General features: G+C 67.1%; 17 protein-coding genes and 1 pseudogene. 6 read left to right on the forward strand and 12 right to left on the reverse strand.

Annotation, left to right across the window (positions count from 1 at the left end):
* Positions 1–25: 25 nt before the first annotated feature.
* From ACPEH8_RS19005 to ACPEH8_RS19030, 6 genes are all read right to left on the reverse strand, one after another.
* On the reverse strand, positions 26–901 hold the full coding sequence (locus tag ACPEH8_RS19005; RefSeq protein WP_017356561.1) for a cytochrome c oxidase subunit 3: 876 nt from the start codon (positions 899–901) through the stop codon (positions 26–28).
* A 21-nt stretch (positions 902–922) separates the two neighbouring features.
* Positions 923–1510, reverse strand: coding sequence for a cytochrome c oxidase assembly protein (locus ACPEH8_RS19010; RefSeq protein WP_017356560.1), 588 nt, complete (start codon positions 1508–1510; stop codon positions 923–925).
* Positions 1507–1641, reverse strand: coding sequence for a hypothetical protein (locus ACPEH8_RS19015; protein ID WP_017356559.1), 135 nt, complete (start codon positions 1639–1641; stop codon positions 1507–1509). Before ACPEH8_RS19015 ends, ACPEH8_RS19010 begins: the two co-directional genes overlap by 4 nt.
* A gap of 7 nt (positions 1642–1648) precedes the next feature.
* On the reverse strand, positions 1649–3259 hold the full coding sequence (ctaD, locus tag ACPEH8_RS19020; protein WP_017356558.1) for a cytochrome c oxidase subunit I: 1611 nt from the start codon (positions 3257–3259) through the stop codon (positions 1649–1651).
* A gap of 65 nt (positions 3260–3324) precedes the next feature.
* Positions 3325–4260 (reverse strand): cytochrome c oxidase subunit II, encoded by a 936-nt coding sequence (gene coxB / locus ACPEH8_RS19025; protein ID WP_026070842.1) that lies wholly within the window; start codon positions 4258–4260, stop codon positions 3325–3327.
* An 11-nt stretch (positions 4261–4271) separates the two neighbouring features.
* Positions 4272–4748 (reverse strand): DUF2244 domain-containing protein, encoded by a 477-nt coding sequence (locus tag ACPEH8_RS19030; RefSeq protein WP_017356556.1) that lies wholly within the window; start codon positions 4746–4748, stop codon positions 4272–4274.
* A 276-nt stretch (positions 4749–5024) separates the two neighbouring features.
* Between ACPEH8_RS19030 and putA the strand changes: the two genes are divergently transcribed.
* Positions 5025–8246 carry a bifunctional proline dehydrogenase/L-glutamate gamma-semialdehyde dehydrogenase PutA gene (putA, locus tag ACPEH8_RS19035; RefSeq protein ID WP_017356555.1) on the forward strand — a complete coding sequence of 1074 codons (3222 nt, stop codon included), beginning with the start codon at positions 5025–5027 and terminating at the stop codon, positions 8244–8246.
* A 55-nt stretch (positions 8247–8301) separates the two neighbouring features.
* On the opposite strand, the gene ACPEH8_RS19040 is transcribed toward putA, so the two are convergent.
* Positions 8302–8946 (reverse strand): hypothetical protein, encoded by a 645-nt coding sequence (locus ACPEH8_RS19040; protein ID WP_423667825.1) that lies wholly within the window; start codon positions 8944–8946, stop codon positions 8302–8304.
* Positions 8947–9075: 129 nt separating this feature from the next.
* Here ACPEH8_RS19040 and ACPEH8_RS19045 point away from each other — a divergent pair, with 129 nt between their 5' ends.
* Positions 9076–9915: a ThuA domain-containing protein gene (locus ACPEH8_RS19045; RefSeq protein ID WP_423667828.1), complete on the forward strand. Its 840-nt coding sequence runs from the start codon at positions 9076–9078 to the stop codon at positions 9913–9915.
* A 12-nt stretch (positions 9916–9927) separates the two neighbouring features.
* Here the strand turns inward: ACPEH8_RS19045 and ACPEH8_RS19050 are convergent.
* A pseudogene (locus ACPEH8_RS19050) lies at positions 9928–10266 on the reverse strand (GFA family protein); the annotation flags it as partial.
* The gene (locus ACPEH8_RS19055) at positions 10194–10550 is read right to left on the reverse strand and encodes a hypothetical protein (protein ID WP_287253398.1); all 357 of its coding nucleotides are present in this window, start codon (positions 10548–10550) and stop codon (positions 10194–10196) included. The gene ACPEH8_RS19055 and the pseudogene ACPEH8_RS19050, both read right to left, overlap by 73 nt.
* Here ACPEH8_RS19055 and ACPEH8_RS19060 point away from each other — a divergent pair.
* The gene (locus tag ACPEH8_RS19060) at positions 10550–11509 is read left to right on the forward strand and encodes a GlxA family transcriptional regulator (protein WP_423667831.1); all 960 of its coding nucleotides are present in this window, start codon (positions 10550–10552) and stop codon (positions 11507–11509) included. The two genes, ACPEH8_RS19055 and ACPEH8_RS19060, sit on opposite strands and share 1 nt — an antisense overlap.
* An 82-nt stretch (positions 11510–11591) precedes the next feature.
* On the opposite strand, the gene ACPEH8_RS19065 is transcribed toward ACPEH8_RS19060, so the two are convergent.
* Positions 11592–12935, reverse strand: coding sequence for an outer membrane protein transport protein (locus ACPEH8_RS19065; RefSeq protein WP_017354380.1), 1344 nt, complete (start codon positions 12933–12935; stop codon positions 11592–11594).
* Between the two features lie 228 nt (positions 12936–13163).
* Here ACPEH8_RS19065 and ACPEH8_RS19070 point away from each other — a divergent pair, with 228 nt between their 5' ends.
* Positions 13164–13856 (forward strand): rhomboid family intramembrane serine protease, encoded by a 693-nt coding sequence (locus ACPEH8_RS19070; protein ID WP_136007104.1) that lies wholly within the window; start codon positions 13164–13166, stop codon positions 13854–13856.
* 109 nt (positions 13857–13965) lie between these two features.
* Here ACPEH8_RS19070 and ACPEH8_RS19075 read toward each other — a convergent pair whose 3' ends face one another.
* Together ACPEH8_RS19075 and ACPEH8_RS19080 are read right to left on the reverse strand one after the other, a co-directional pair.
* Entirely contained in the window at positions 13966–15396 is a 1431-nt protein-coding gene (locus ACPEH8_RS19075) for a S41 family peptidase (protein ID WP_166472518.1), read from the reverse strand.
* Between the two features lie 148 nt (positions 15397–15544).
* The gene (locus ACPEH8_RS19080) at positions 15545–16795 is read right to left on the reverse strand and encodes a murein hydrolase activator EnvC family protein (RefSeq protein WP_423667837.1); all 1251 of its coding nucleotides are present in this window, start codon (positions 16793–16795) and stop codon (positions 15545–15547) included.
* Positions 16796–16972: 177 nt separating this feature from the next.
* On the opposite strand from ACPEH8_RS19080, the gene ACPEH8_RS19085 reads away from it, so the two are divergent.
* Entirely contained in the window at positions 16973–17632 is a 660-nt protein-coding gene (locus ACPEH8_RS19085) for a hypothetical protein (protein ID WP_017354384.1), read from the forward strand.
* A 57-nt stretch (positions 17633–17689) separates the two neighbouring features.
* Positions 17690–19405 (forward strand): M28 family metallopeptidase, encoded by a 1716-nt coding sequence (locus ACPEH8_RS19090; RefSeq protein ID WP_026070489.1) that lies wholly within the window; start codon positions 17690–17692, stop codon positions 19403–19405.
* Positions 19406–19841: the final 436 nt, after the last annotated feature.

A 19841-nucleotide genomic window follows, 5' to 3' on the forward strand; every position in this document is an offset into this window, starting at 1 on the left:
GACGCGGCATCCCGTCGCTGCGACGCTACAGCACGTAGACGAACAGGAACAGCATCAGCCAGACCACGTCGACGAAGTGCCAGTACCACGCGGCCGCTTCGAAGCCGAAGTGATTGTCGCGGGTGAAGTGGCCTTTGGCCGAGCGCAGCCACATCACCACCAGCATGATGGTGCCCAGCAACACATGCGCCCCGTGGAAACCGGTGAGCATGAAGAAGGTCGAGCCGTAGATGCCCGAACCAAGCGTCAGGTTGAGTTCCTTGTAGGCGTGGATGTACTCCTCGGCCTGCAGGGTGAGGAAGAACGCGCCCAGCAGCACGGTGATGCCCAGCCACACCAGCAGCTGGCGGCGATGGCCGGCTTTCAGTGCGTGGTGGGCGATGGTGAGGGTGACGCCGGAGGTGAGCAGGATCAGCGTGTTGATCAGCGGCAGGCCCCACGCGGGGATCGTCTGGAAGTGACCGCCGATGCTGCCCGGGCCGTTGGTCGGCCAGGCGGCCGAGTAGCCGTCCCAGAGCAGTTCGTTGGTCATCACGCCATCGCCCTCGCCGCCCAGCCACGGCAGTCCCAGGTTGCGGGTGTAGAACAGCGCGCCGAAGAAGGCGCCGAAGAACATCACTTCGGAGAAGATGAACCACACCATGCCCATCCGGAACGAGCCGTCGACCTGGCGGTTGTAGTTGCCGGCCTGCGATTCGCGCACCACGTCGCTGAACCACCAGAACAGCGTCAGCACCAGCATCGCCAGGCCCGCGTAGAACGTCCACTTGCCCCAACCGGAATCGTTGAGCCAACTGGCCACGCCGACCATCGTCACCATCATCGCGATGGAGCCGATGAACGGCCACTTGCTGTGCGTGGGCACGAAGTACACGTTGGCATCGGGGCTTTGCTGGGCCATGAGTCTGTGTCCGGGTACGTATCAGGGAGCCGAGCGCGCGGTGGCCGGCGGTGTCGCCGGGGCCAGCTGCGCGGACAGTGCGTCGTTCTTGTAGAAGGTGTAGGACAGCGTGATCGTGGTGACGTTGGCGGGCAGGTCCGGGTCGACGATGAAGCGCACCGGCATGTCACGCTTCTCGCCGGCCTGCAGGGTCTGGGCGGTGAAGCAGAAGCACTCGGTCTTGCTGAAGTAGCCCGATGCCTTGGCCGGCGCGACCGACGGCACCGCGCTGCCGACCAGTGCACGATCGCTGTCGTTGCGCGCGTAGTACAGCGCCTCGTTGAGCTCACCGGGAACGACGTCCATCGTCAACTGTTCGGGATGGAACGACCACGGCAGCTTGGAATTCACGCCGCCGTCGAACTCCACGCGTACCGTGCGCTTGCCGCCGGCGGTGGTGGCCGCCGTCGCGCCCGGGCCACGCTCCAGGCGCACGCCGAACACTTTCTCGCAGGCGATGCGGTACAGCGGCACCAGCGAGAACGTCAGTACGAACACCGCCACCGCCACCCCGATCAGCCGGGGCAGACCCGCGTGTCGCGCAGGCGGCGTGGGGCGTTCGTCGCTCATCGCCCGATCACCCCGCTGAGGATGAAGCCCACATAGACCAGCACGGCCACGCCGCCCACTACCCACGCCGTACGTTGCGCGCGGCGGCGGCGCAGGGCCAGGCTGTCGATGTCGTGCGGAGGCGTGTGCATGGCAACCTCAGTGGGTGATGTCGTCGTGGGCCAGATCGCCCGGGCGGATGACCGGCGGCACGGTGAAGGTGTGCGCCGGTGCCGGTGAGGGAATCGTCCACTCCAGCCCCCGTGCGCCTTCCCAGGAGCGGTCTGCCGCCTTCTCGCCATTGCGCAGCGAGACGATCAGGATGGCGGCCATCATGAACGGCGTGGCGAACATGCCGAACGCACCGATCGAGCTGATCAGGTTCCAGTCGGCGAAGGCCACGCTGTAATCCGGGATGCGGCGTGGCATGCCGGCCAGCCCGAGGAAGTGCTGCGGGAAGAACAGCAGGTTGACGAACACGATCGTCCACCAGAAGTGGATCTTGGCCCACGTTTCGTTGTACATGCGCCCGGTCCACTTCGGCCACCAGTAGTACACCGCGCCGATCAGCGCGAACACCGCGCCGGTGACCAGCACGTAGTGGAAGTGCGCCACCACGAAATAGGTGTCGTGATACTGGAAGTCGGCCACCACGATCGCCAGCATCAGGCCGGAGAAGCCACCGATGGTGAACAGGATCACGAAGGCCACCGCCCACAGCATCGGCGCTTCGAAGGTAAGCGAGCCGCGCCACATGGTGCTGACCCAGTTGAACACCTTCACCCCGGTGGGGATCGAGATCAGCATGGTGGCGAACATGAAGTAGATCTCGCCGCCCAGTGGCATGCCCACGGTGAACATGTGGTGGGCCCAGACGATGAACGACAGGAAGGCGATGGCGGCCACCGCGTACACCATCGCCTGGTAGCCGAACAGCGGCTTGCGACTGAAGGTGGGAATGATCTCGCTGACCACGCCGAAGGCCGGCAGGATCATGATGTACACCTCCGGGTGCCCGAAGAACCAGAAGATGTGCTGGAACATCACCGGGTCGCCGCCGCCGGCCGCGTTGAAGAAGCTGGTGCCGAAGAACTTGTCGGTCAGCAGCATGGTCACCGCGCCGGCCAGCACCGGCATCACCGCGATCAGCAGGAATGCGGTGATCAGCCAGGACCAGCAGAAGATCGGCATCTTCAGCAGGTCGATGCCCGGGGCACGCATGTTCAGCACGGTGGCGATGATGTTGATCGCGCCCATGATCGAACTGATGCCGGCCACGTGGATGGCGAACACGGTGAAGGCGACGTTGTAGCCGCCCTGCAGCGACAGCGGCGGGTACAGGGTCCAGCCACCGGCCGGGGCACCGCCCGGCAGCAGGAAGGTCAGCAGCAGCAGGCTGAAGGCCACCGGCAGCAGCCAGAATGACCAGTTGTTCATGCGCGGCAGCGCCATGTCCGGCGCGCCGATCTGCAATGGGATCATCCAGTTGGCCAGGCCGACGAACGCCGGCATCACGCCACCGAAGATCATCACCAGCGCATGCACCGTGGTGAGCTGGTTGAAGGTCTCCGGTCTGACGAACTGCAGGCCGGGCTGCATCAGCTCGGCACGGATGATCACGCTCATCGCCGCGCCGATGATGAACATGATGAAGCTGAAGAGCAGGTAGAGCGTGCCGATGTCCTTGTGGTTGGTCGAGAAGAACCAACGCTCGAAGAAGCTCTGCTGATGCCCGTGGTGCCCGTCGTGGTCAACTGCGGAATGCGCCATCGCAACTACACCTCACTGGATCCGGTGGTACCCCCCGCCCGCCGGCTGGCGGACGCGGCTCGATTTCAGGCGTTGCTGTCTGCTGCGGCCGGTGCTGCCGGTGCCGTGGGTTCGGCGGCCGGGGCCGGTGCGGCGTCAGCCGGTGCCGCAGCCGGCGTTTCCGCTGCCGGGGCCGGTGCGGGCCTGCGCGAGGCCAGCCATTTCTGGAAGTCCTCCTTGGACACCGCTTCGACCACGATCGGCATGAAGCCGTGGTCCTTGCCGCACAGCTCGGCGCACTGGCCGCGATAGACGCCGGGGGTTTCGATGTTGGTCCAGGCTTCGTTGATGAAGCCGGGAATGGCGTCCTGCTTCCAGCCCAGTGCCGGCACCCACCACGCGTGGATCACGTCGTCGGAGGTGATGACGAAGCGGACCTTGGTATCCACCGGCAGCACCAGCCGGTTGTCCACATCCAGCAGATAGTGCGGGTGCGACTCGCGGGTGGGCACCTTGCCGCTCTGCCGCATGCGGTCGGACTCGCGGTCCAGGCGGCTGGTGAAGGCCACCTCCTCGCCGAGGTACTCGTACTTCCACATCCACTGGTAGCCGGTGACCTTGACGGTCATCTCCGCATCCCGTGTGTCGTAGAACTTGATCAGATTGGCCGTGGCCGGCCACGCCATCACCACCAGGATGATCACCGGGATCACCGTCCAGATGACCTCGGCCCTGGTGTTGTGGCTGAACTGGGCAGCGACCGCGCCCTTGGACTTACGGAACTTGAAGATGGCGTAGAACATCGCGCCAAAGACCAGCACCCCGATCACGGTACAGACCCACAGCGAGAACAGGTTGGATTCCCACGCCAACCGCGAGCTCTGGGTCACCCCCTTGCCCATGTTCAACTGCCACGGTTTGGGGTCGGCCGCCTGGGCCAACGCCATCGCCGGCGCCAGCAGCGCCGCCCCGCACACGCCTGATGTTCCGAACGTCCTGCCCCACTTTCTGCATTGCTTCATTGCCTAGACCCTTAGCGTCGTCGGTTGCAGCCATCGCTGGCCGCGAGCAAGCCTTCTAGTTTCTGAGCCAGTGCCTGGCGTTCGACCGGTGCGAGGAAACATCCCACCGCCACCTGCCGACCGCTGGACACCAGTCGGACCGCCTCATCGTCGGCGACCAGCGTCACCCAGTACGGGTGGGCACTGAACACCGGCAACTGCCCGGGTACGGGGATGACCTCCACGCACCCTGGCACTACCCGTATCTCTTCCTGCCGCTCTCCACTGCGCCACAACGCACGCAGTGCCACTGCCAGCAACAGGCTGTACAGCAGCGCGAAGAGGGGAGCGAACACGTTGCCGGCGAACCAGCCCAGGCCGGCCACCACCCCCATCGCACCCGCCAACACGGCAAACAACAGGACGAACTGCCGGGCATCGAGCGCCCGTGGGGGACGCAGCCGCAGTTGCGTTCCTGATCCGTCCGGAGCTGACAGCACCTCGATCATGTCGCAACCGCGTTTTTTCCTGCCGCGGGAAACGTCCCGATGGTAGCCCTGCTTTCCAGCGAGCCGCAAGGGTCCATTCACAGTTTCAGGAATGGTGCAATACAGCATTGACCCGGCGGCCGTTTTGACGAAACCGGCACAGTTTTGCAGACCCTCGCCGGATCGGGGGAATCCCGCTGTATGAAAGGCTATGGCGCGCACGGCGCAGCACCCGGAAAGCGGTTGAATCGACCGAAAAACGATTAAAATGGTCAAGTTCTCCACGAGCCGATCGGCATGACCGCACCTTCCGCGCTTCCCCCTGCACCGGCCTCGTCCGGCGCCCGCCCGCCCCTGCTCTCGCCCGAGCTGCCGGCGGTTCCCAACCCGTTCCGCCAGGCCATCACCGATGCCTGGATGAAGGACGAAGCCAGCCACGTGCGCGAACTGCTGGAGCAGGCGCGCCTGCCGGCCAACGAACAGGCGCAGGTGCAGGCCACCGCCGCCGACCTGGTCGCGCGCGTTCGCGTGCGCGCCAGGGACCAGGGCGCGATCGAAGCCTTCATGCGCCAGTACGACCTGGGCAGCGAGGAAGGCGTGCTGCTGATGTGCGTGGCCGAGGCGCTGCTGCGCATTCCGGACCAGACCACCGCCGACAAGCTGATCCGCGACAAGCTCGGCGATGCCGACTGGAAAAAGCACATGGGCGGCAGCGATTCGGTGCTGGTCAATGCCTCCACCTGGGGACTGATGCTGACCGGCCGCCTGGTGCAGATCAACGACGCCACCCGCGCCGACGTGCCGGGCGCGTTCGCGCGCCTGATCGGCCGTGTCGGTGAGCCGGTGATCCGCCTGGCCGTCCGCCAGGCAATGAAGATCATGGGCCACCAGTTCGTCATGGGCCGCACCATCGACGAAGCGCTGTCGCGCTCGCACAAGGGCGACAACGCCAGCTACCGCTATTCGTTCGACATGCTCGGCGAAGGCGCGCTGACCATGAAGGACGCCAAACGCTACCTGGAAGACTACCGTCGCGCGATCCACTCCATCGGCGGCGATCACAAGGCCCGTGGTGGCCGTCCGGACGGCGACGTCAATGCCGCGCCGGGCATCTCGATCAAGCTGTCGGCGCTGTACCCGCGCTACGAGCACGCCAAGCGTGCACGGGTGATGGCTGACCTGGTGCCGGGCGTGCTGGAACTGGCGCAGCTGGCCAGGTCCTATGGCATCGGCTGCACCGTGGATGCCGAGGAAACCGACCGCCTGGAGCTGTCGCTGGACATCATCGAATCGGTGGTGAGCGATGCCTCGCTGACCGGTTGGGAAGGCTTCGGCGTGGTGGTGCAGGCGTACCAGAAGCGTACCCCGTACACGATCGATTACCTGGCCGATCTGGCCCGTCGCATCGGTCGTCGCCTGCAGGTGCGCCTGGTCAAGGGCGCGTACTGGGATGCGGAGATCAAGCGCGCGCAGATCGATGGCCTGCCGGCCTACCCGGTGTTCACCCGCAAGCAGAACACCGACGTGTCCTACCTGGCATGCGCGCAGCGTCTGTTCACGCATGCCGACGCGATCTACCCGATGTTCGCCACGCACAACGCGCACACCATCGCGGCGGTGAAGGCGATCGCCAAGGGCGGCCAGTACGAGCACCAGAAGCTGCATGGCATGGGCGATGACCTGTACGCCGAAGTGGTACCGGCCGACCGCCTGAACGTGCCATGCCGCGTGTATGCACCGGTCGGTTCGCACGAAGACCTGCTGCCCTACCTGGTGCGGCGTCTGCTCGAGAACGGTGCCAACTCCAGCTTCGTCAACCGCATCACCGACGACAGCGTGGCCATCGACGACCTGATCCGCGATCCGGTCGACGCGGTGTCCTCGTTCGCGTCCATCCCGCATCCGAAAATCCCGCTGCCGGTCGATCTGCTGCGCAGCCAGAACCATGACAGGAAGAACTCCATGGGCGTCAATCTCGCCAACGACAACGATCTGCGTGCACTGGCCGCGCAGCTCAACGCGGCCGTGAAGCCGTGGCAGGCCGCACCGCTGGTGCCGGGTGCGCAGCCGACCGGCGCGCTGTTGAATGTGGTCAACCCGGCCGACACCCGCGAGGTCGTCGGAACGTGGCAGCCGGCCGACAGCGCCACCGTGGAGAAGGCGCTGGCCAACGCCGTGGCCGCACAGCCGCAGTGGAACCGCACCCCGGCTGCCAGCCGCGCGGCGATCCTGGAGCACGCCGCCGACCAGCTGGAAACGCGCCTGCCGGAATTCATGGCGCTGTGCGTGAAGGAAGCCGGCAAGAGCCTGCCCGACGGCATCGCCGAAGTGCGCGAGGCGGTGGACTTCCTGCGCTATTACGCCAAGCAGGCACGCGAGCAGTTCGGCCATGCCGAGAAGCTGCCCAGCCCCACCGGTGAATCCAACGAGCTGCAGTTGCATGGCCGCGGCGTGTTCGTCTGCATCAGCCCGTGGAACTTCCCGCTGGCGATCTTCCTGGGCCAGGTCAGCGCCGCGCTGGCGGCCGGCAACAGCGTGATCGCCAAGCCCGCCGAACAGACCAACCTGATCGGCTACTACGCGGTGAAGCTGCTGCTTGACGCCGGGGTTCCCGAGGGCGCGCTGCAGTTCCTGCCGGGCGACGGTGCCACCGTCGGTGCTGCCCTCACCGCCGATCCGCGCGTGGCCGGCGTGGCCTTCACCGGTTCCACCGATACGGCCCGTGCAATCAACCGTGCGATGGCCGCGCGCGACGCCGCCATTGGCGTGCTGATCGCCGAGACCGGTGGCCAGAACGCTTTCATCGCCGACTCCTCGGCACTGCCGGAACAGCTGGTCAAAGATGCCATCGGCTCGGCGTTCACCTCTGCCGGCCAGCGCTGCTCGGCTGCGCGCGTGCTGTTCGTGCAGGACGACATCGCCGACAAGGTGATGACCATGCTGGCCGGTGCGATGGCCGAACTGAAGGTCGGCAACCCGGGCCTGCTGTCCACCGATGTCGGCCCGGTGATCGATGCCGACGCGCTGCAGATCCTGCAGGAGCATGCCGTGCGCATGGAGAAGGACGCCCGCCTGATTGCCGCGGCCACGCTCAGCGATGACGCCGCGCATGGCACCTTCTTTGCGCCGCGTGCGTACGAACTGAAGAACCTCGACCAGCTGCACAAGGAAATCTTCGGGCCGGTGCTGCACGTGATCCGCTGGAAGGGCGACCAGCTCGATGCGGTGATCGACCAGATCAACGCCACCGGCTACGGTCTGACCCTGGGCGTGCATTCGCGCATCGACGAGACCGTCGATCGCATTGCCTCGCGTGTCAACGTGGGCAATGTGTACGTCAACCGCAACCAGATCGGTGCGGTGGTGGGCGTGCAGCCGTTCGGCGGTCAGGGCCTGTCCGGCACCGGCCCCAAGGCCGGCGGTCCGCACTATCTGCTCCGCTTCGCCACCGAGAAGACCGTCACCGTGAACACCACGGCGGCCGGCGGCAATGCCTCGCTGCTGACCTTGGGCGATTGATCTCCCGCGTCACGCAGTAAACGAAAAACCCCGCGAAAGCGGGGTTTTTTGTCTGTCACTCGGCGTCGATCGATTCGATTTCGTCGCGCATCAGCAGCTCGTTGCCGACGTAGCGTTCGAACTTGATGCGGCCGAAGCCGGCGGCGTACCACGCTTCGATGCGATTGTCTTCGAAGGTTGCCGTGACATGGCAGGTGTCCTTGAAGGTGCGCGGCTGGAAGCCCACCTCCGCCTCCACATCCTCGAAGCCGACGAAGGTGTAGTCGGAGAACCCGTCGTAGTCGAGCGGCTCGACCGTTTCCTCGACGTGATGGGTGCGCTGGCCCTTGCCGGCAAGTTCAAAGCGGTCGCCCGGTTTGGCGCTGGCCGGGAAGGTCGGCGCAGGCTTGAAGATATCGGTCATCACCGGCTTGGACGCGTCGCCGCCCCAGGCGGAGATGCCGAAACGCTCCTGGCCAAGGAACTGGCGGCCGCTGGCATCGTAGTAGCTGGCGGTACCGACGCCACCGCCGGCGCTGTTGACCCGGATCGCATCCTGACCGGCGAACACGGCCTTCTCGATGGACAGCGTTTCATCGCCGTTGGACCACGACAGGCCGGGCGTGAGAGTGAAGCAGCTGGCGAAGTCGCCAGCCAGTGCAGGGGCCGACAGTGCGGCCAGGCCCAGGGCGAGGGCGGAACGAAGCGCGAAAGGCGACATGTACAGATCCTTGTCAGACGTCATTGACCCACGCGGTGCGCGGGTGGGTGCGCGATTGTACGCGCTGCGTCCTGCAGCTCTGCACCGCGTGCGCCGTACACCGGGCCAAAGCCGTGGCAGAATCCGGCCATGCGCCTGCCCGTCCCGTTTCTCTCGCTTCTGCTGGCCCTGATGCCCGCGCCTGCCGCACAGGCGGTGCCGCCACCGGAGCGCGCACTGGTTTTCACCCGTACGGCGGAGTACCGCCACGATTCCATCCCTGCCGCCGTGGCCATGCTGCAACGCATCGCCGCCACCGAAGGCATGCAGGTCGACCACAGCGAAAATGCCGCCGACTTCACACCTGCCAATCTGGCGCGCTACCGCGTGGTGGTGTTTGCCAGCACCACCGGCGATGTGCTCGATGACCCGCAGCAGGCTGCCCTGGAAGGCTTCATCCGTGCGGGAAACGGCTTCGTCGGCCTGCATGCTGCCGCCGACACCGAGTACGACTGGCCGTGGTACGGGCATCTGGTGGGCGCGTACTTCCACTCCCATCCGCCCGGCCTGCAGACCAGCCGCGTACAGCCCGAACGCGATGGTCGCGCGCGCGGTGCGGCGTGGACCGTGCACGACGAGCTGTACAACTATCGCGACACCCCGCGTGGCCGTGTGCAGGTGGTCGCCACGGTCGATGAACGCCTGTACGACGGTGGCCGCATGGGCAACGACCACCCGATCACCTGGTGCCATGCCTTCGACGGCGGTCGAAGCTGGTACACCGGCTTGGGGCACGACGCTGCGGTGTACCGCCTGCCGGCCTTCGAGGCGCAGGTGCGGCAGGGGCTGCGCTATGCGGCCGGTCGATCAGGGCAGTGCAGAGCCCGCCGCCTGCGCCTGCCGCCAGGCGCGCGCGGCGTCCTCCCAGTGCTGCCCGTCGAAACGGTGGACCTCCAGCGTCGCCAGATCCACGCCGTCTACGCAGCGTAGGTTGATCACCCACTCCGTGGGCGCGAGCCGCGGATGACTGAACGGCGCCGCCCCGCAGCAGTGGCAGAAGTAATGCGTGGCGGTATGCGTGCCGAACGTATAGGTGGACAGCCGGCTGTCGCCCTCGATCAGTTGGAAGCGCGCATCCGCGCAGCCCATCCAGATCGCCCCCCGCTGATGGCAGAGCGAGCAATTGCACGCGAAGGCGCGCAGCGATGGCGCCTGGAAGGCGAACCGCACCGCACCGCAGTGGCAGGCGCCGGACCACGTGGAGAGGGTCATCGCACACCTCCCACGCACGGCGCGGGCTGCAGAGGCGCGTACCCGGCCGCACGCACGACGTCGTCGCATTGCCAGACCAGCCCGTTCCCCGCCCAATGACCATCGGCGACGTCCTCGATCACCATCGAGGCAATCCTCCGACGCGGCTCGTTGCCCCGTCCGCAGGCGCGTACGGCAGCGGCATGGACGGCCGGCAGCCGCCGCGCACAGCGGGCGGCATCAACGGCGGTGGCGGGCTGGCGCAGGGTGATATCCGGCATGAGGAGCACCACGAAAAAGAGGTCTTCATTGAATCTGCGCGCGGCGGCGGACACCATCGACGGATTCGACATCTTTCGTGCGGAATCGGCCAATGCAGGATTTCACCGTCATCGTGCTCCCCGGCGCCTTCGCGTCCAGTGTGGCGCTGAGCGTGGACATGCTTTCCACCGCCGCCACGCTGGCGCCACGACTGGGCGTGCCGGCACCCCGCTGGCAGATCTGCAGCGCCACCCGCGGGCCGGTGCGGCTCGGCGAACACCTGCAACTGCGTGCGCACCCACTGCCGCGTGCGCCTGATGGAAACGCGTGCTGGATCGTGCCGGGCCTGGGGGTGGACGATCCGCAGGCGATCGCCGCGCGGCTGGCCGGCGCCGACGTGCCGCGGGTGCTGCGTGCCCTGCGTGCGCACGCTGCCGCAGGCGGTCGCCTGGCCGCCTCGTGCGCGTCGGTATTCCTGCTGCAGGCGGCCGGGCTGCTCGCCCAGCGCCGCGTCACCACCACCTGGTGGCTGGCCGCGGCATTGCAGCGGCTGGAGCCGGCCTGCCAGGTCGATGCGGACCACATGGTGATCGACGACGGGCCGGTGACCACCGCCGGTGCGGCGCTCGGCCACAGCGACCTGATGCTGCACCTGCTGCGCCAACGCTTCGGCCCCGCATTGGCCGGGGCAGTGGCACGTGCGCTGCTGCTGGACCGACGCCAGCTGCAGTCGCCGTTCATGGTCCCGGCGATGATGGCGCAGGGCAATGCGTTGATCGCCGCCCTGACCGCGCATGTGGAAGCGCACCTGCCCGCTGCGGTGACGGTCGGCGATCTGGCCCACCACATGGGCATGTCCACGCGCACACTGTCGCGACAGGTCACCCGTGCCACCGGGCACGGCCCGCTGCACCTGATCCGCAGCGTGCAGTTGAACCGGGCGCGGGCGCTGCTGGAGAACAGCCGTTATTCGGTGGAGGCAGTGGCCGAGCAGGTGGGCTATGGCGATCCCACCGCGCTGCGGCGGCTGCTGCGCCAGCGTCTCAACGCAACGCCGCGCCAGCTGCGCTGAGCGCGGCCCGGATGCCGGAAACAGAAAGGCCCCGCGCGAGCGGGGCCTTTCGTCCAGCGTGTGATGTCCGCTTGCGCGTCGATCAGAACTTGTAGTTCACCGACGCCGCCAGCACATCGCCGCGCACCTTGTACTTGCCGGTGAGCGAGTTGCCCTGGTTGTTGGTGGTGCCGGCGATGATCACGTCCGGATCCTTGGTGAACAGGTGCAGGTAGCCGAAGTTGTATTCGACGTTTTCCGACGGCGTCCAGCCCACGCCCAGCGAGAGCCACTTGCGGCTGGTGTCGGGCACGCGCACGTCGCGGTGTGCGTTGGTGGTCGGGGTCTGGTCCAGCGCGATACCGCCGCGCAGGGTGACGGTGTCACTCAGCTTGTAATCGGTACCCAGCGAGACGAAGGTCGTGTCGCGGTAGCCGAATTCCAGCACCGAATCGGGCTGCGCCGACGCGTAGTCGATGGTGACCTGGTCGAAGGCGGTCGACCACGCGGTGCGGGTCACGTCGCCCATCACGGTCCACTTGTCATTGACGTTGTGGGTGACGCTCAGGGTGGCCGAGGCCGGCAGGGTCACGGTGGCCTTGCCCGAGGTGCTCACGAAGCGACCCGGCTGCACGGCGTTCAGTACGGTCGCCACGTTCGGCGGCACTACGAAGGTGGCATCGCCGCCGGTGATCTTGTGCTCGACCTTGGAACGGTAGCTGATGCCGATGTGGGTGTTCTCATCCGGGCTGAACAGGCCGCCCACGGTCCAACCCACCGCATTGTTGTCGCCTTCCACGGTCAGCTTGCCGTCGGCGCTGCCCGGGGTGAAGCCCGGCACGCGCGACTGCGCCAGCGCGGTGCCGAAGTCGATGTTGTTGCTCAGTTCGATGGTCAGGTGTTCAACGAACACCGACGCGCCGAACGACACGTACGGATTGACGTCGTACGAGGCGGCAAAGCCCAGGTCGATCGCCTTCAGGTCGGTCTTGAGGCCGCTGTAACGGCCGACCCAGCCATTGTCGTATTCGGTCTTGAAGCCGAACGGTGCGGTCAGCGACACACCGAAGTGGGCCTTTTCACCGATCGGCATGTGGAAGTAAGCCGCCGGAACCGGAGCGATCATGCCGGCGTCGCCGCCGTCACCGCCGGTCTGGGCCTGGCCGGTCGGCTTGCGGCCGGTGCCGTGGAACTTGGCCGAGAAGCTGATGGCGCTCAGGTCACCCTGGACCTGCATGCCTTCCAGCTGGCGCATGCCGGCCGGGTTGACGGCCATGATGGAGGCGTCGCCCGCGGCGCTGCCGGAGCCGGCGAACGAACGGCCGAGGCCCTTGGCGCTGTTTTCCTTCAGCTGGAAGGCGGCGGCGTTGACGTGGCCAGCGGCCAGGGCACCGGCAATGCCGACGGCCAGGGCGGTGACACGGGCAAGCGTGGAAGCGGTATGCATTGTTGGTTCTCTCCGGAATTGCGGTGATGTTTGGCAACGCGCGCCTGCGTAGCCCCTTCCCTTCCGGGTTGGGACGACGCGCCGGATTCCCCTCCCGACATACGACGCCGTATGCGAGTATACCCAGACCGGTTAATGAAACAATAACGGCCGTCGCCCTCCCGGCCATTCAGGCTGAACGCGACATTCCCCCACCCGGGCCGCCCCCGCGCTAGGCTAGCGCCACCCATGTTCGTGTCGATTCCCTCCCGCAAGAAGTCCGCGTTGCGCTGGGCCACCCCGCTGCTGTTCGCGGCCCTGTGGCTGGCGTTCCTGTGGTCGATCTCCCGGCCGGACGACGCCCGGCGCAGCCTCTGGCTGGATTGGGGCGCCCTGTCCACCGGGCTGACCCACCCGCAGGACTGGTGGGCCACCCTGCAGGACGGCAGTGTGCTGCGGCTGTTCACCGCCCTGTTCCTGCATGCGGACTGGTCGCACCTGCTCGGCAACCTGGTGTTCCTGCTGATCTTCGGGCTGCCGGCCGAACGCGTGCTGGGGCCGTGGCGGCTGATCCTGCTGTTCCTGGTCGGCGGGGCGATCTCCAACCTGACCGCGATCTACACGATGGGCAGCCCGGACCAGATCATCATCGGTGCCAGCGGCGCGGTGTCGGCACTCATCGGTGCGTACCTGGCGCTGTTCCCGGGCGCGCGGCTGGGCGTGGTGATCCCGCTCGGCCTGTTCCTGGAGTTCGTGCGCGCGCCGGCCTACCTCCTGATCGGTGTATGGGCGGCGCTGCAGGTGGTGTTCGCCTATATCGGCCCGACCTTCGGCATGGTCGCCTGGTGGGCGCACATTGCCGGCTTCGCCTTCGGGCTGGCCTACGGCGTGTACGTGCGCGCGGCGATCGCGCGGCGCCTGCGCAAGCGGCACGGCTTCTAGACCCGGCGGCTTCCATCTCCGTGCAGCGCAGCGCCGGTTCCACCCGGCTGCCGCGGTGCCGATCATCGCCGCGCTGCGCTCGGCTCTACGACGGCCGGCGTACGATCGATCAGGGCTTGGTCGGCATTTCTGCGGGCTTGGCTTCAGGCTTGGCTTCAGGCTTGGCTTCAGGCTTGGCTTCAGGCTTGGCCGCAGGCTTCGCCTCCGGCTTCTTCGCCGCCTCGGCCTTCTGCTTGGCCGCCACCGAACCCGGCTGCTTCAATTCGGCCAGTGCATCGTTGATCGGGCCGTCGCCGGGCAGTACGTCGCCGGCCTTGTAGCCGTCCCCGCCTTCCTCATCGCCGCGCAGATGACCCGGCAGGGTCGCTTCGCTGTAGTCGGTCAGGCTCGCCGGCAGCGCGTCGTCGCCGTCGCGCCTGTCGGGCAGCAGCACCACGTCCGGCACGATGCCGGTGGCCTGGATCGACTTGCCGCTGGGCGTGAAGTAGCGCGCGGTGGTGAGCTTGACCGAATCACCGTTGTCCAGCGGCAGCACCGTCTGCACCGAGCCCTTGCCGAAGGTGCGGCTGCCGACCACGCGCGCACGGCCGTTGTCGCGCAGCGCGCCGGCCAGCACTTCCGATGCGCTGGCCGAACCGGCATCGGCCAGCACTACCACCGGCGCGCCCTTGAGCAGATCGCCCGGCGTCGCGTCGAAGCGTGCGTCACTGATCGAGATGCGGCCACGGGTGCTGACAATATTGCCCTTGTCGAGCAGGTCGTCGGCCACCTGGACCGCAGCGGTGAGCAGCCCGCCCGGGTTGCTGCGCAGGTCCAGCACCAGGCCCTTGAGCTTGCCGCCGGCCTGCTGCTGCAACTGCGCGACATGCTTCTGGAAATCGGCACCGGTGTCGGCCTGGAAGGTGCTCAGGCGGATGTAGCCGTAACCGGGCTCCAGCATCCGGCTGCGCACGCTGGTGACGCGGATGGTTTCGCGGGTGACGGTCACATCGAACGGTTTGGGACGGCCTTCGCGCACCAGGGTCAGCACCACCTTGCTGCCGGCTGCGCCGCGCAGGGGTTCGGTGGCCTCGATCGCGCTGATCGGCTTGCCGTCGATGGCGATGATCAGATCGCCAGCCAGGATGCCTGCACGCGCGGCCGGGGTGTCGTCGATCGGCGAGATCACCTTCAGGCTGCTGTTGTCCGGCTGCTGCTGCAGCTCCACGCCGATGCCCTCGTAGGCACCGTTGGCCTGCTCATCGAAGGCCTCGGCATCTTCCTTGTCGAAGTAGGTGCTGTGCGGGTCCAGGTCCAGCAGCAGGCCTCGGATCGCGGACTGCATCAGCTTCTTGTCGTCCACCGGGTCCACATAGGCGGCGCGCACCGCGTTGTACACCGCCACGTAGCGCCGGATTTCCTCGAGCGGCACGCGCGAAGTGACCGCCTCTTCACTGGTTGCCGCATCGCTGCCGCGGGTCGGCGCACCGCCGGTCTGCTGCGCCCAGGACATGGCCGGCAACAGGGCCAGCAACAAGGTGGCGGAACGGGCTACGCGCATGAAGCACTCCAGGGTAAGCGGGGGACGGGAACACACACACCGGGGTGCGTGTCCCGATTATGCGCGAAGGCCGGATAAATTCCCGTTGAACCGCCCGGTACCGGTACGCGTTACGAGGGGGGCGCGATTCATCGCCCCCCGCGTGGACTCAGCGACGCTGCAGCGAGGAACCGGGGTCCACGGGCTGGCCGTTGCGACGCAGCTCGAAGTACAGCGCCGTCACGCCCTGTCCGCCGGAGTTGCCGACCTTGGCCACCGCATCGCCCTTCTTCACCGCCGCGCCGGCATCGCGCAGCAGGGTGTCGTTGTGGGCGTACAGGCTCATGTAGCCGTTGCCGTGGTCCACGATCAGGATCATGCCGTAGCCGGTCATCCAGTCCGAGAACACCACCGTGCCATCAGCCACGGCGGTGATGGTGCTGCCGGCGGGCGCGCCGATCAGGACACCGCTGCTGGTGCGACCGTCGGGCAGCTTGCCACCATAACGGGCCAGCAGATTGCCCGACAGCGGCCAGCCCAACCCGCCCACTTTCGGTGCCGGTGCCGAGGCCACCACGGGCGGAACCTTTACCGCACGTGGAGGGGCACGCGTCCCGCTCGCCGCGGCCGCCTTCTCGGCTTTCTCGGCGGCCGCCTTTTCCGCTGCGGCACGACGGGCAGCCGCGCGCCGCTCGGCTTCGGCGCGTGCCGCCGCCGCACGCAGGTTGGCCAGCAGCGTTTCCAGTGCCTTGGCATCCTGGCCCAGCGCCTTCTCCCGCTCGCTGCGATCCTTGAAACGCTCGTCCAGTGTGGCCACGGTGGCGGCACGCGCGCGACGGTCGCCTTCCAGCGCCGCGGCCTGCTGCTTCTGCTGCTGGCGCGCGCCCTCCAACGCCTGCCGACGCTCGACGATCTGCGTTTCCAGCGTCTGCAGGTCGGCCAGGTCGCGGGTCAGTGCCTGGATGCGCTGCGCGCGCTCGCGCTGCAGGTAGCGATGGTAGGCCAGCGTGCGGTTGGCATCGGCCACGCGGTCCTGCGACAGCAGCAGCTTGAGCGGGGCGTTGTTGCCCACGCGGTACGCGGCACGCAGCAGCGATGCCAGCTCCTCGCGTTGCCGGGCCATGCCGGCCTGCAGCTGGCTGCGCCTGCGTTGCAGTTCCTCCATCGCGCGGGTTTCGCGCTGCAGGGCGGTCTCGGTCTGGGCCAGAACGCGGCCGGTGCGGGCGACTTTCTCATCGGCTTCGCGCAGTTGCCGCGATGCCTGGCCACGCTGGCTCTCCAGGGTGCGCCGCTCCTGCGCCACGCCCTTGAGCTCGCTGCGCAGCTTCTGCAGCTTGCGCTCGGTTTCCTTGGGCGTCTGCGCCACCGCGCCCTGGCCGGCCAGCATCAGCGCGGTGACCAGCAACAGCCCCTGCAGCATCACGCCCAGGCGGCGCGAAACGACGCGCCCCGTCGTGGGTTTGTTATCCCGGCGTGAGGAAAAGGCGTTGTGGCGCAAGGGCTTTCCAGTGACTTCAGGCAGATGCAGATTGTAGCGACGCATGGTGACATTGCAGCAGGCGGCCTGCCAGCCGCGCGCCAGACAACCGAGGCTCCCATGAAATCTGTTTCGTTCCCATTGCTCTTGGCCCTGATGGTGTCGGGTCCCGTGCTTGCCCAGGACGACATCAGCAAGGTCAACGGCAGCATCACCGCCCGGTCCGGCCAGACCTACGGCGACCTGGATACCGTCAATGGCGGCATCCGCGTCGAGGAGGGCGCCGTCACCGGCGACATCGAGACCGTCAACGGCGGCATCCGCATCGCCGAGCGTGCGCGTACCGGCAGCATCTCCACGGTCAACGGCAGCATCCAGATCGGACGCGAGGTGGTGGCCAACGGCGACGTCGAAACCGTCAACGGCAGCATCTTCGCCGACCGCGGCAGCCAGATCGAGGGCGGTGTGGATACCGTCAACGGCAGCATCGGACTGGTCGAGACCCGGCTGGGAGGAGGCATCGAGACGGTCAACGGCGACATCACCGTTGGCGTCGGCTCGCAGGTCGGCGGTGGCATCCGCGTCAAGAAGGCCAGCTTCAACCTGTCACTGACGCCGGGCCGCAAGCCGCGCGTGATCATCGGTCCCAACGCCGTGGTCGGCGGCAACCTGCAGTTCGACCGCGATGTCACGCTGTACATCCATCGCAGCGCACGTACCGGCGCCATCAGTGGTGCGGTGGCGCAGGCCTTCGACACCGACACCGCGCCGCAGGATTGATATGGTGTCCCACCGGCGCGCTGCTGGCGCCGGCCTCTTTTGATCCAGGAACCGACGATGCCCCGCAAACTTCTGTTGTGCCTCGCCGCTGCCGCCGCTCTGTCGGCGTGCAAGGGCGAGCAGACCGCTCCCGCGCCCGCCCCGGCGGCCGCGCCGGCCCCCGCGGCCGGCCATGCCTTCTCGCCCGACATCAACGTCGGTGACTTCGCCGAGCTGGTCAAGACACTCGCCTCGGACGACTTCGAGGGCCGCGCGCCGGGTAGCGTCGGTGAGGACCGCACGGTCGAGTACATCCGCGACCAGATGCAGCGCATCGGCCTGCAGCCCGGCAATGGCGACAGCTGGTTCCAGGACGTGGCGATGACCGAGACCACCGCCGACGAATCCACCGTGCTCACGCTCGAGCAGGACGGCAAGACGCGCACACTGACGTTCGGTACCGACATGGTGATCGGTACCCGCACCGGCCAGCCGGAGGTCAAGGTGTCGTCCAGCGACCTGGTGTTCGTCGGCTACGGCGTGGACGCGCCGGAGCAGAAGTGGAACGACTACGCGGGCCAGGACTGGAAGGGCAAGACGGTGGTCATGTTCGTCAACGACCCCGGCTTCCATGTCGATGACAGCACGTTGTTCGACGGCAAGCGGATGACGTACTACGGCCGCTGGACCTACAAGTTCGAGGAAGCCGCGCGCAAGGGCGCCGCCGCGGCGCTGATCGTGCACGATACTGCCGGCGCCTCGTACGGCTGGGACGTGGTCAAGAACTCCTGGGCGGGTCCGCAGTACGACCTGCCGGCCAAGGACGATCCGGAAGCGCGCCTGCCCGCACAGGGTTGGCTGAGCGCCGATGCGGCGCGCCAGCTGTTCGCCGAGGCCGGGTTGGACCTGGACAAAGCGTACAAGGACGCCAGCAAGCGCGGTTTCAAGCCGGTCCCGCTGAAGGCGAAGGTGTCCTTCGACCTGAAGAGCACCATCGCCGAGAAGAAGTCGCGCAACGTGGTCGGCGTTCTGCCGGGCAGCAAGCGCGCTGACGAAGCGGTGCTGTACATGGCGCACTGGGATCACCTGGGCAAGCACGAGGGCGAGCAGGGCGACAACATCTACAACGGCGCCATTGACAATGCCACCGGGGTAGCCGGCATCCTCGAGATCGCCGATGCGATGGTCCACCAGCAACCTGCGCCGGAACGCTCGGTGGTGTTCCTGGCGGTCACGCTGGAGGAATCGGGCCTGCTGGGTTCGAAGTACTTCGTCAATCACCCGACCTTCCCGCTCGACAAGATCGCGGGCGTGATCAACATCGATGCGATGTCGGTGGCTGGCCGCGCCAAGGACATGACCGTGACCGGTTTCGGCAGCTCCGAGCTGGAGGACATCCTCAAGCCGCTGGCCGCCAACCAGGGCCGTACCCTGCATGGCGAGACGGCGGTGCAGAGCGGCTTCTACTTCCGTTCGGACCACTTCAACTTCGCCAAGGCCGGCGTGCCGGCCCTGTACGCCGACGGCGGCGAAGATCTGCGCGAGGGTGGAATCGACGCGGGCCGCAAGGCCGCTGAAGACTACGGGCGCAACCGCTACCACGGTCCGAAGGACGAGTACGACGCCGCCACCTGGAAGCTGGACGGCACGGTCGAGGACCTGCAGCTGCTGTACGGCGTCGGCAAGGAGCTGGCCGGCGGCGATCGGTGGCCGAACTGGTACGAGGGCAACCCGTTCAAGGCAGCCCGCGACACCATGATGAAGGGCAAGACCCCGCCGCCCGCAGCCAAGTGAGCTGACGCGTAGGGAGTGAACAGAAACGGCGCCGAGAGGCGCCGTTTTTTCATGGCCGGGGTGGAGCGCGGGAACGTGCGCGCGGGAGGTGCGGAGCATTGATCGTCCCCTTCGATGGCCGCCAGGTGCCGACCGCGGGTCGGTACGGCGCACTACCGCGTGCAGCGACCGCCGTTGCGCACCGTCACCCGACCGTCAGTGGGTTGTTACCCGGGGGACAGCGCATGGGCGGCGATCCGGGGACGCCGCGTTCGGATGTGGACCGGCGGTGTCCGGTCGATGTCCACCGTAGGGGAGCGATGCATCGCCGCGCGCAGGCAACGCATAAAGAAAAAACCCCGCTGCGTGAGCAGCGGGGTTTTTGGGGTGTAAACCCTGGCGATGACCTACTCTCGCATGGCTTAGGCCACACTACCATCGGCGCAGCTGCGTTTCA

The organism is Stenotrophomonas sp. NPDC077461 (assembly GCF_049545475.1).
Taxonomy (GTDB): domain Bacteria; phylum Pseudomonadota; class Gammaproteobacteria; order Xanthomonadales; family Xanthomonadaceae; genus Stenotrophomonas; species Stenotrophomonas nematodicola.

Excerpts from the sequence above, each read along its gene's own strand:
- ACPEH8_RS19010 (WP_017356560.1), bottom strand. The coding sequence starts at position 1,510 with ATGAGCGACGAACGCCCCACGCCGCCTGCGCGACACGCGGGTCTGCCC.
- ACPEH8_RS19085 (WP_017354384.1), top strand. The coding sequence starts at position 16,973 with ATGAAATCTGTTTCGTTCCCATTGCTCTTGGCCCTGATGGTGTCGGGT.
- putA (WP_017356555.1), top strand. The coding sequence starts at position 5,025 with ATGACCGCACCTTCCGCGCTTCCCCCTGCACCGGCCTCGTCCGGCGCC.
- ACPEH8_RS19090 (WP_026070489.1), top strand. The coding sequence starts at position 17,690 with ATGCCCCGCAAACTTCTGTTGTGCCTCGCCGCTGCCGCCGCTCTGTCG.
- ACPEH8_RS19060 (WP_423667831.1), top strand. The coding sequence starts at position 10,550 with ATGCAGGATTTCACCGTCATCGTGCTCCCCGGCGCCTTCGCGTCCAGT.
- ACPEH8_RS19070 (WP_136007104.1), top strand. The coding sequence starts at position 13,164 with ATGTTCGTGTCGATTCCCTCCCGCAAGAAGTCCGCGTTGCGCTGGGCC.
- coxB (WP_026070842.1), bottom strand. The coding sequence starts at position 4,260 with ATGAAGCAATGCAGAAAGTGGGGCAGGACGTTCGGAACATCAGGCGTG.
- ACPEH8_RS19045 (WP_423667828.1), top strand. The coding sequence starts at position 9,076 with ATGCGCCTGCCCGTCCCGTTTCTCTCGCTTCTGCTGGCCCTGATGCCC.
- ACPEH8_RS19005 (WP_017356561.1), bottom strand. The coding sequence starts at position 901 with ATGGCCCAGCAAAGCCCCGATGCCAACGTGTACTTCGTGCCCACGCAC.
- ACPEH8_RS19075 (WP_166472518.1), bottom strand. The coding sequence starts at position 15,396 with ATGCGCGTAGCCCGTTCCGCCACCTTGTTGCTGGCCCTGTTGCCGGCC.
- ctaD (WP_017356558.1), bottom strand. The coding sequence starts at position 3,259 with ATGGCGCATTCCGCAGTTGACCACGACGGGCACCACGGGCATCAGCAG.
- ACPEH8_RS19040 (WP_423667825.1), bottom strand. The coding sequence starts at position 8,946 with ATGTCGCCTTTCGCGCTTCGTTCCGCCCTCGCCCTGGGCCTGGCCGCA.
- ACPEH8_RS19030 (WP_017356556.1), bottom strand. The coding sequence starts at position 4,748 with ATGATCGAGGTGCTGTCAGCTCCGGACGGATCAGGAACGCAACTGCGG.
- ACPEH8_RS19080 (WP_423667837.1), bottom strand. The coding sequence starts at position 16,795 with ATGCTGCAGGGGCTGTTGCTGGTCACCGCGCTGATGCTGGCCGGCCAG.
- ACPEH8_RS19015 (WP_017356559.1), bottom strand. The coding sequence starts at position 1,641 with ATGCACACGCCTCCGCACGACATCGACAGCCTGGCCCTGCGCCGCCGC.
- ACPEH8_RS19065 (WP_017354380.1), bottom strand. The coding sequence starts at position 12,935 with ATGCATACCGCTTCCACGCTTGCCCGTGTCACCGCCCTGGCCGTCGGC.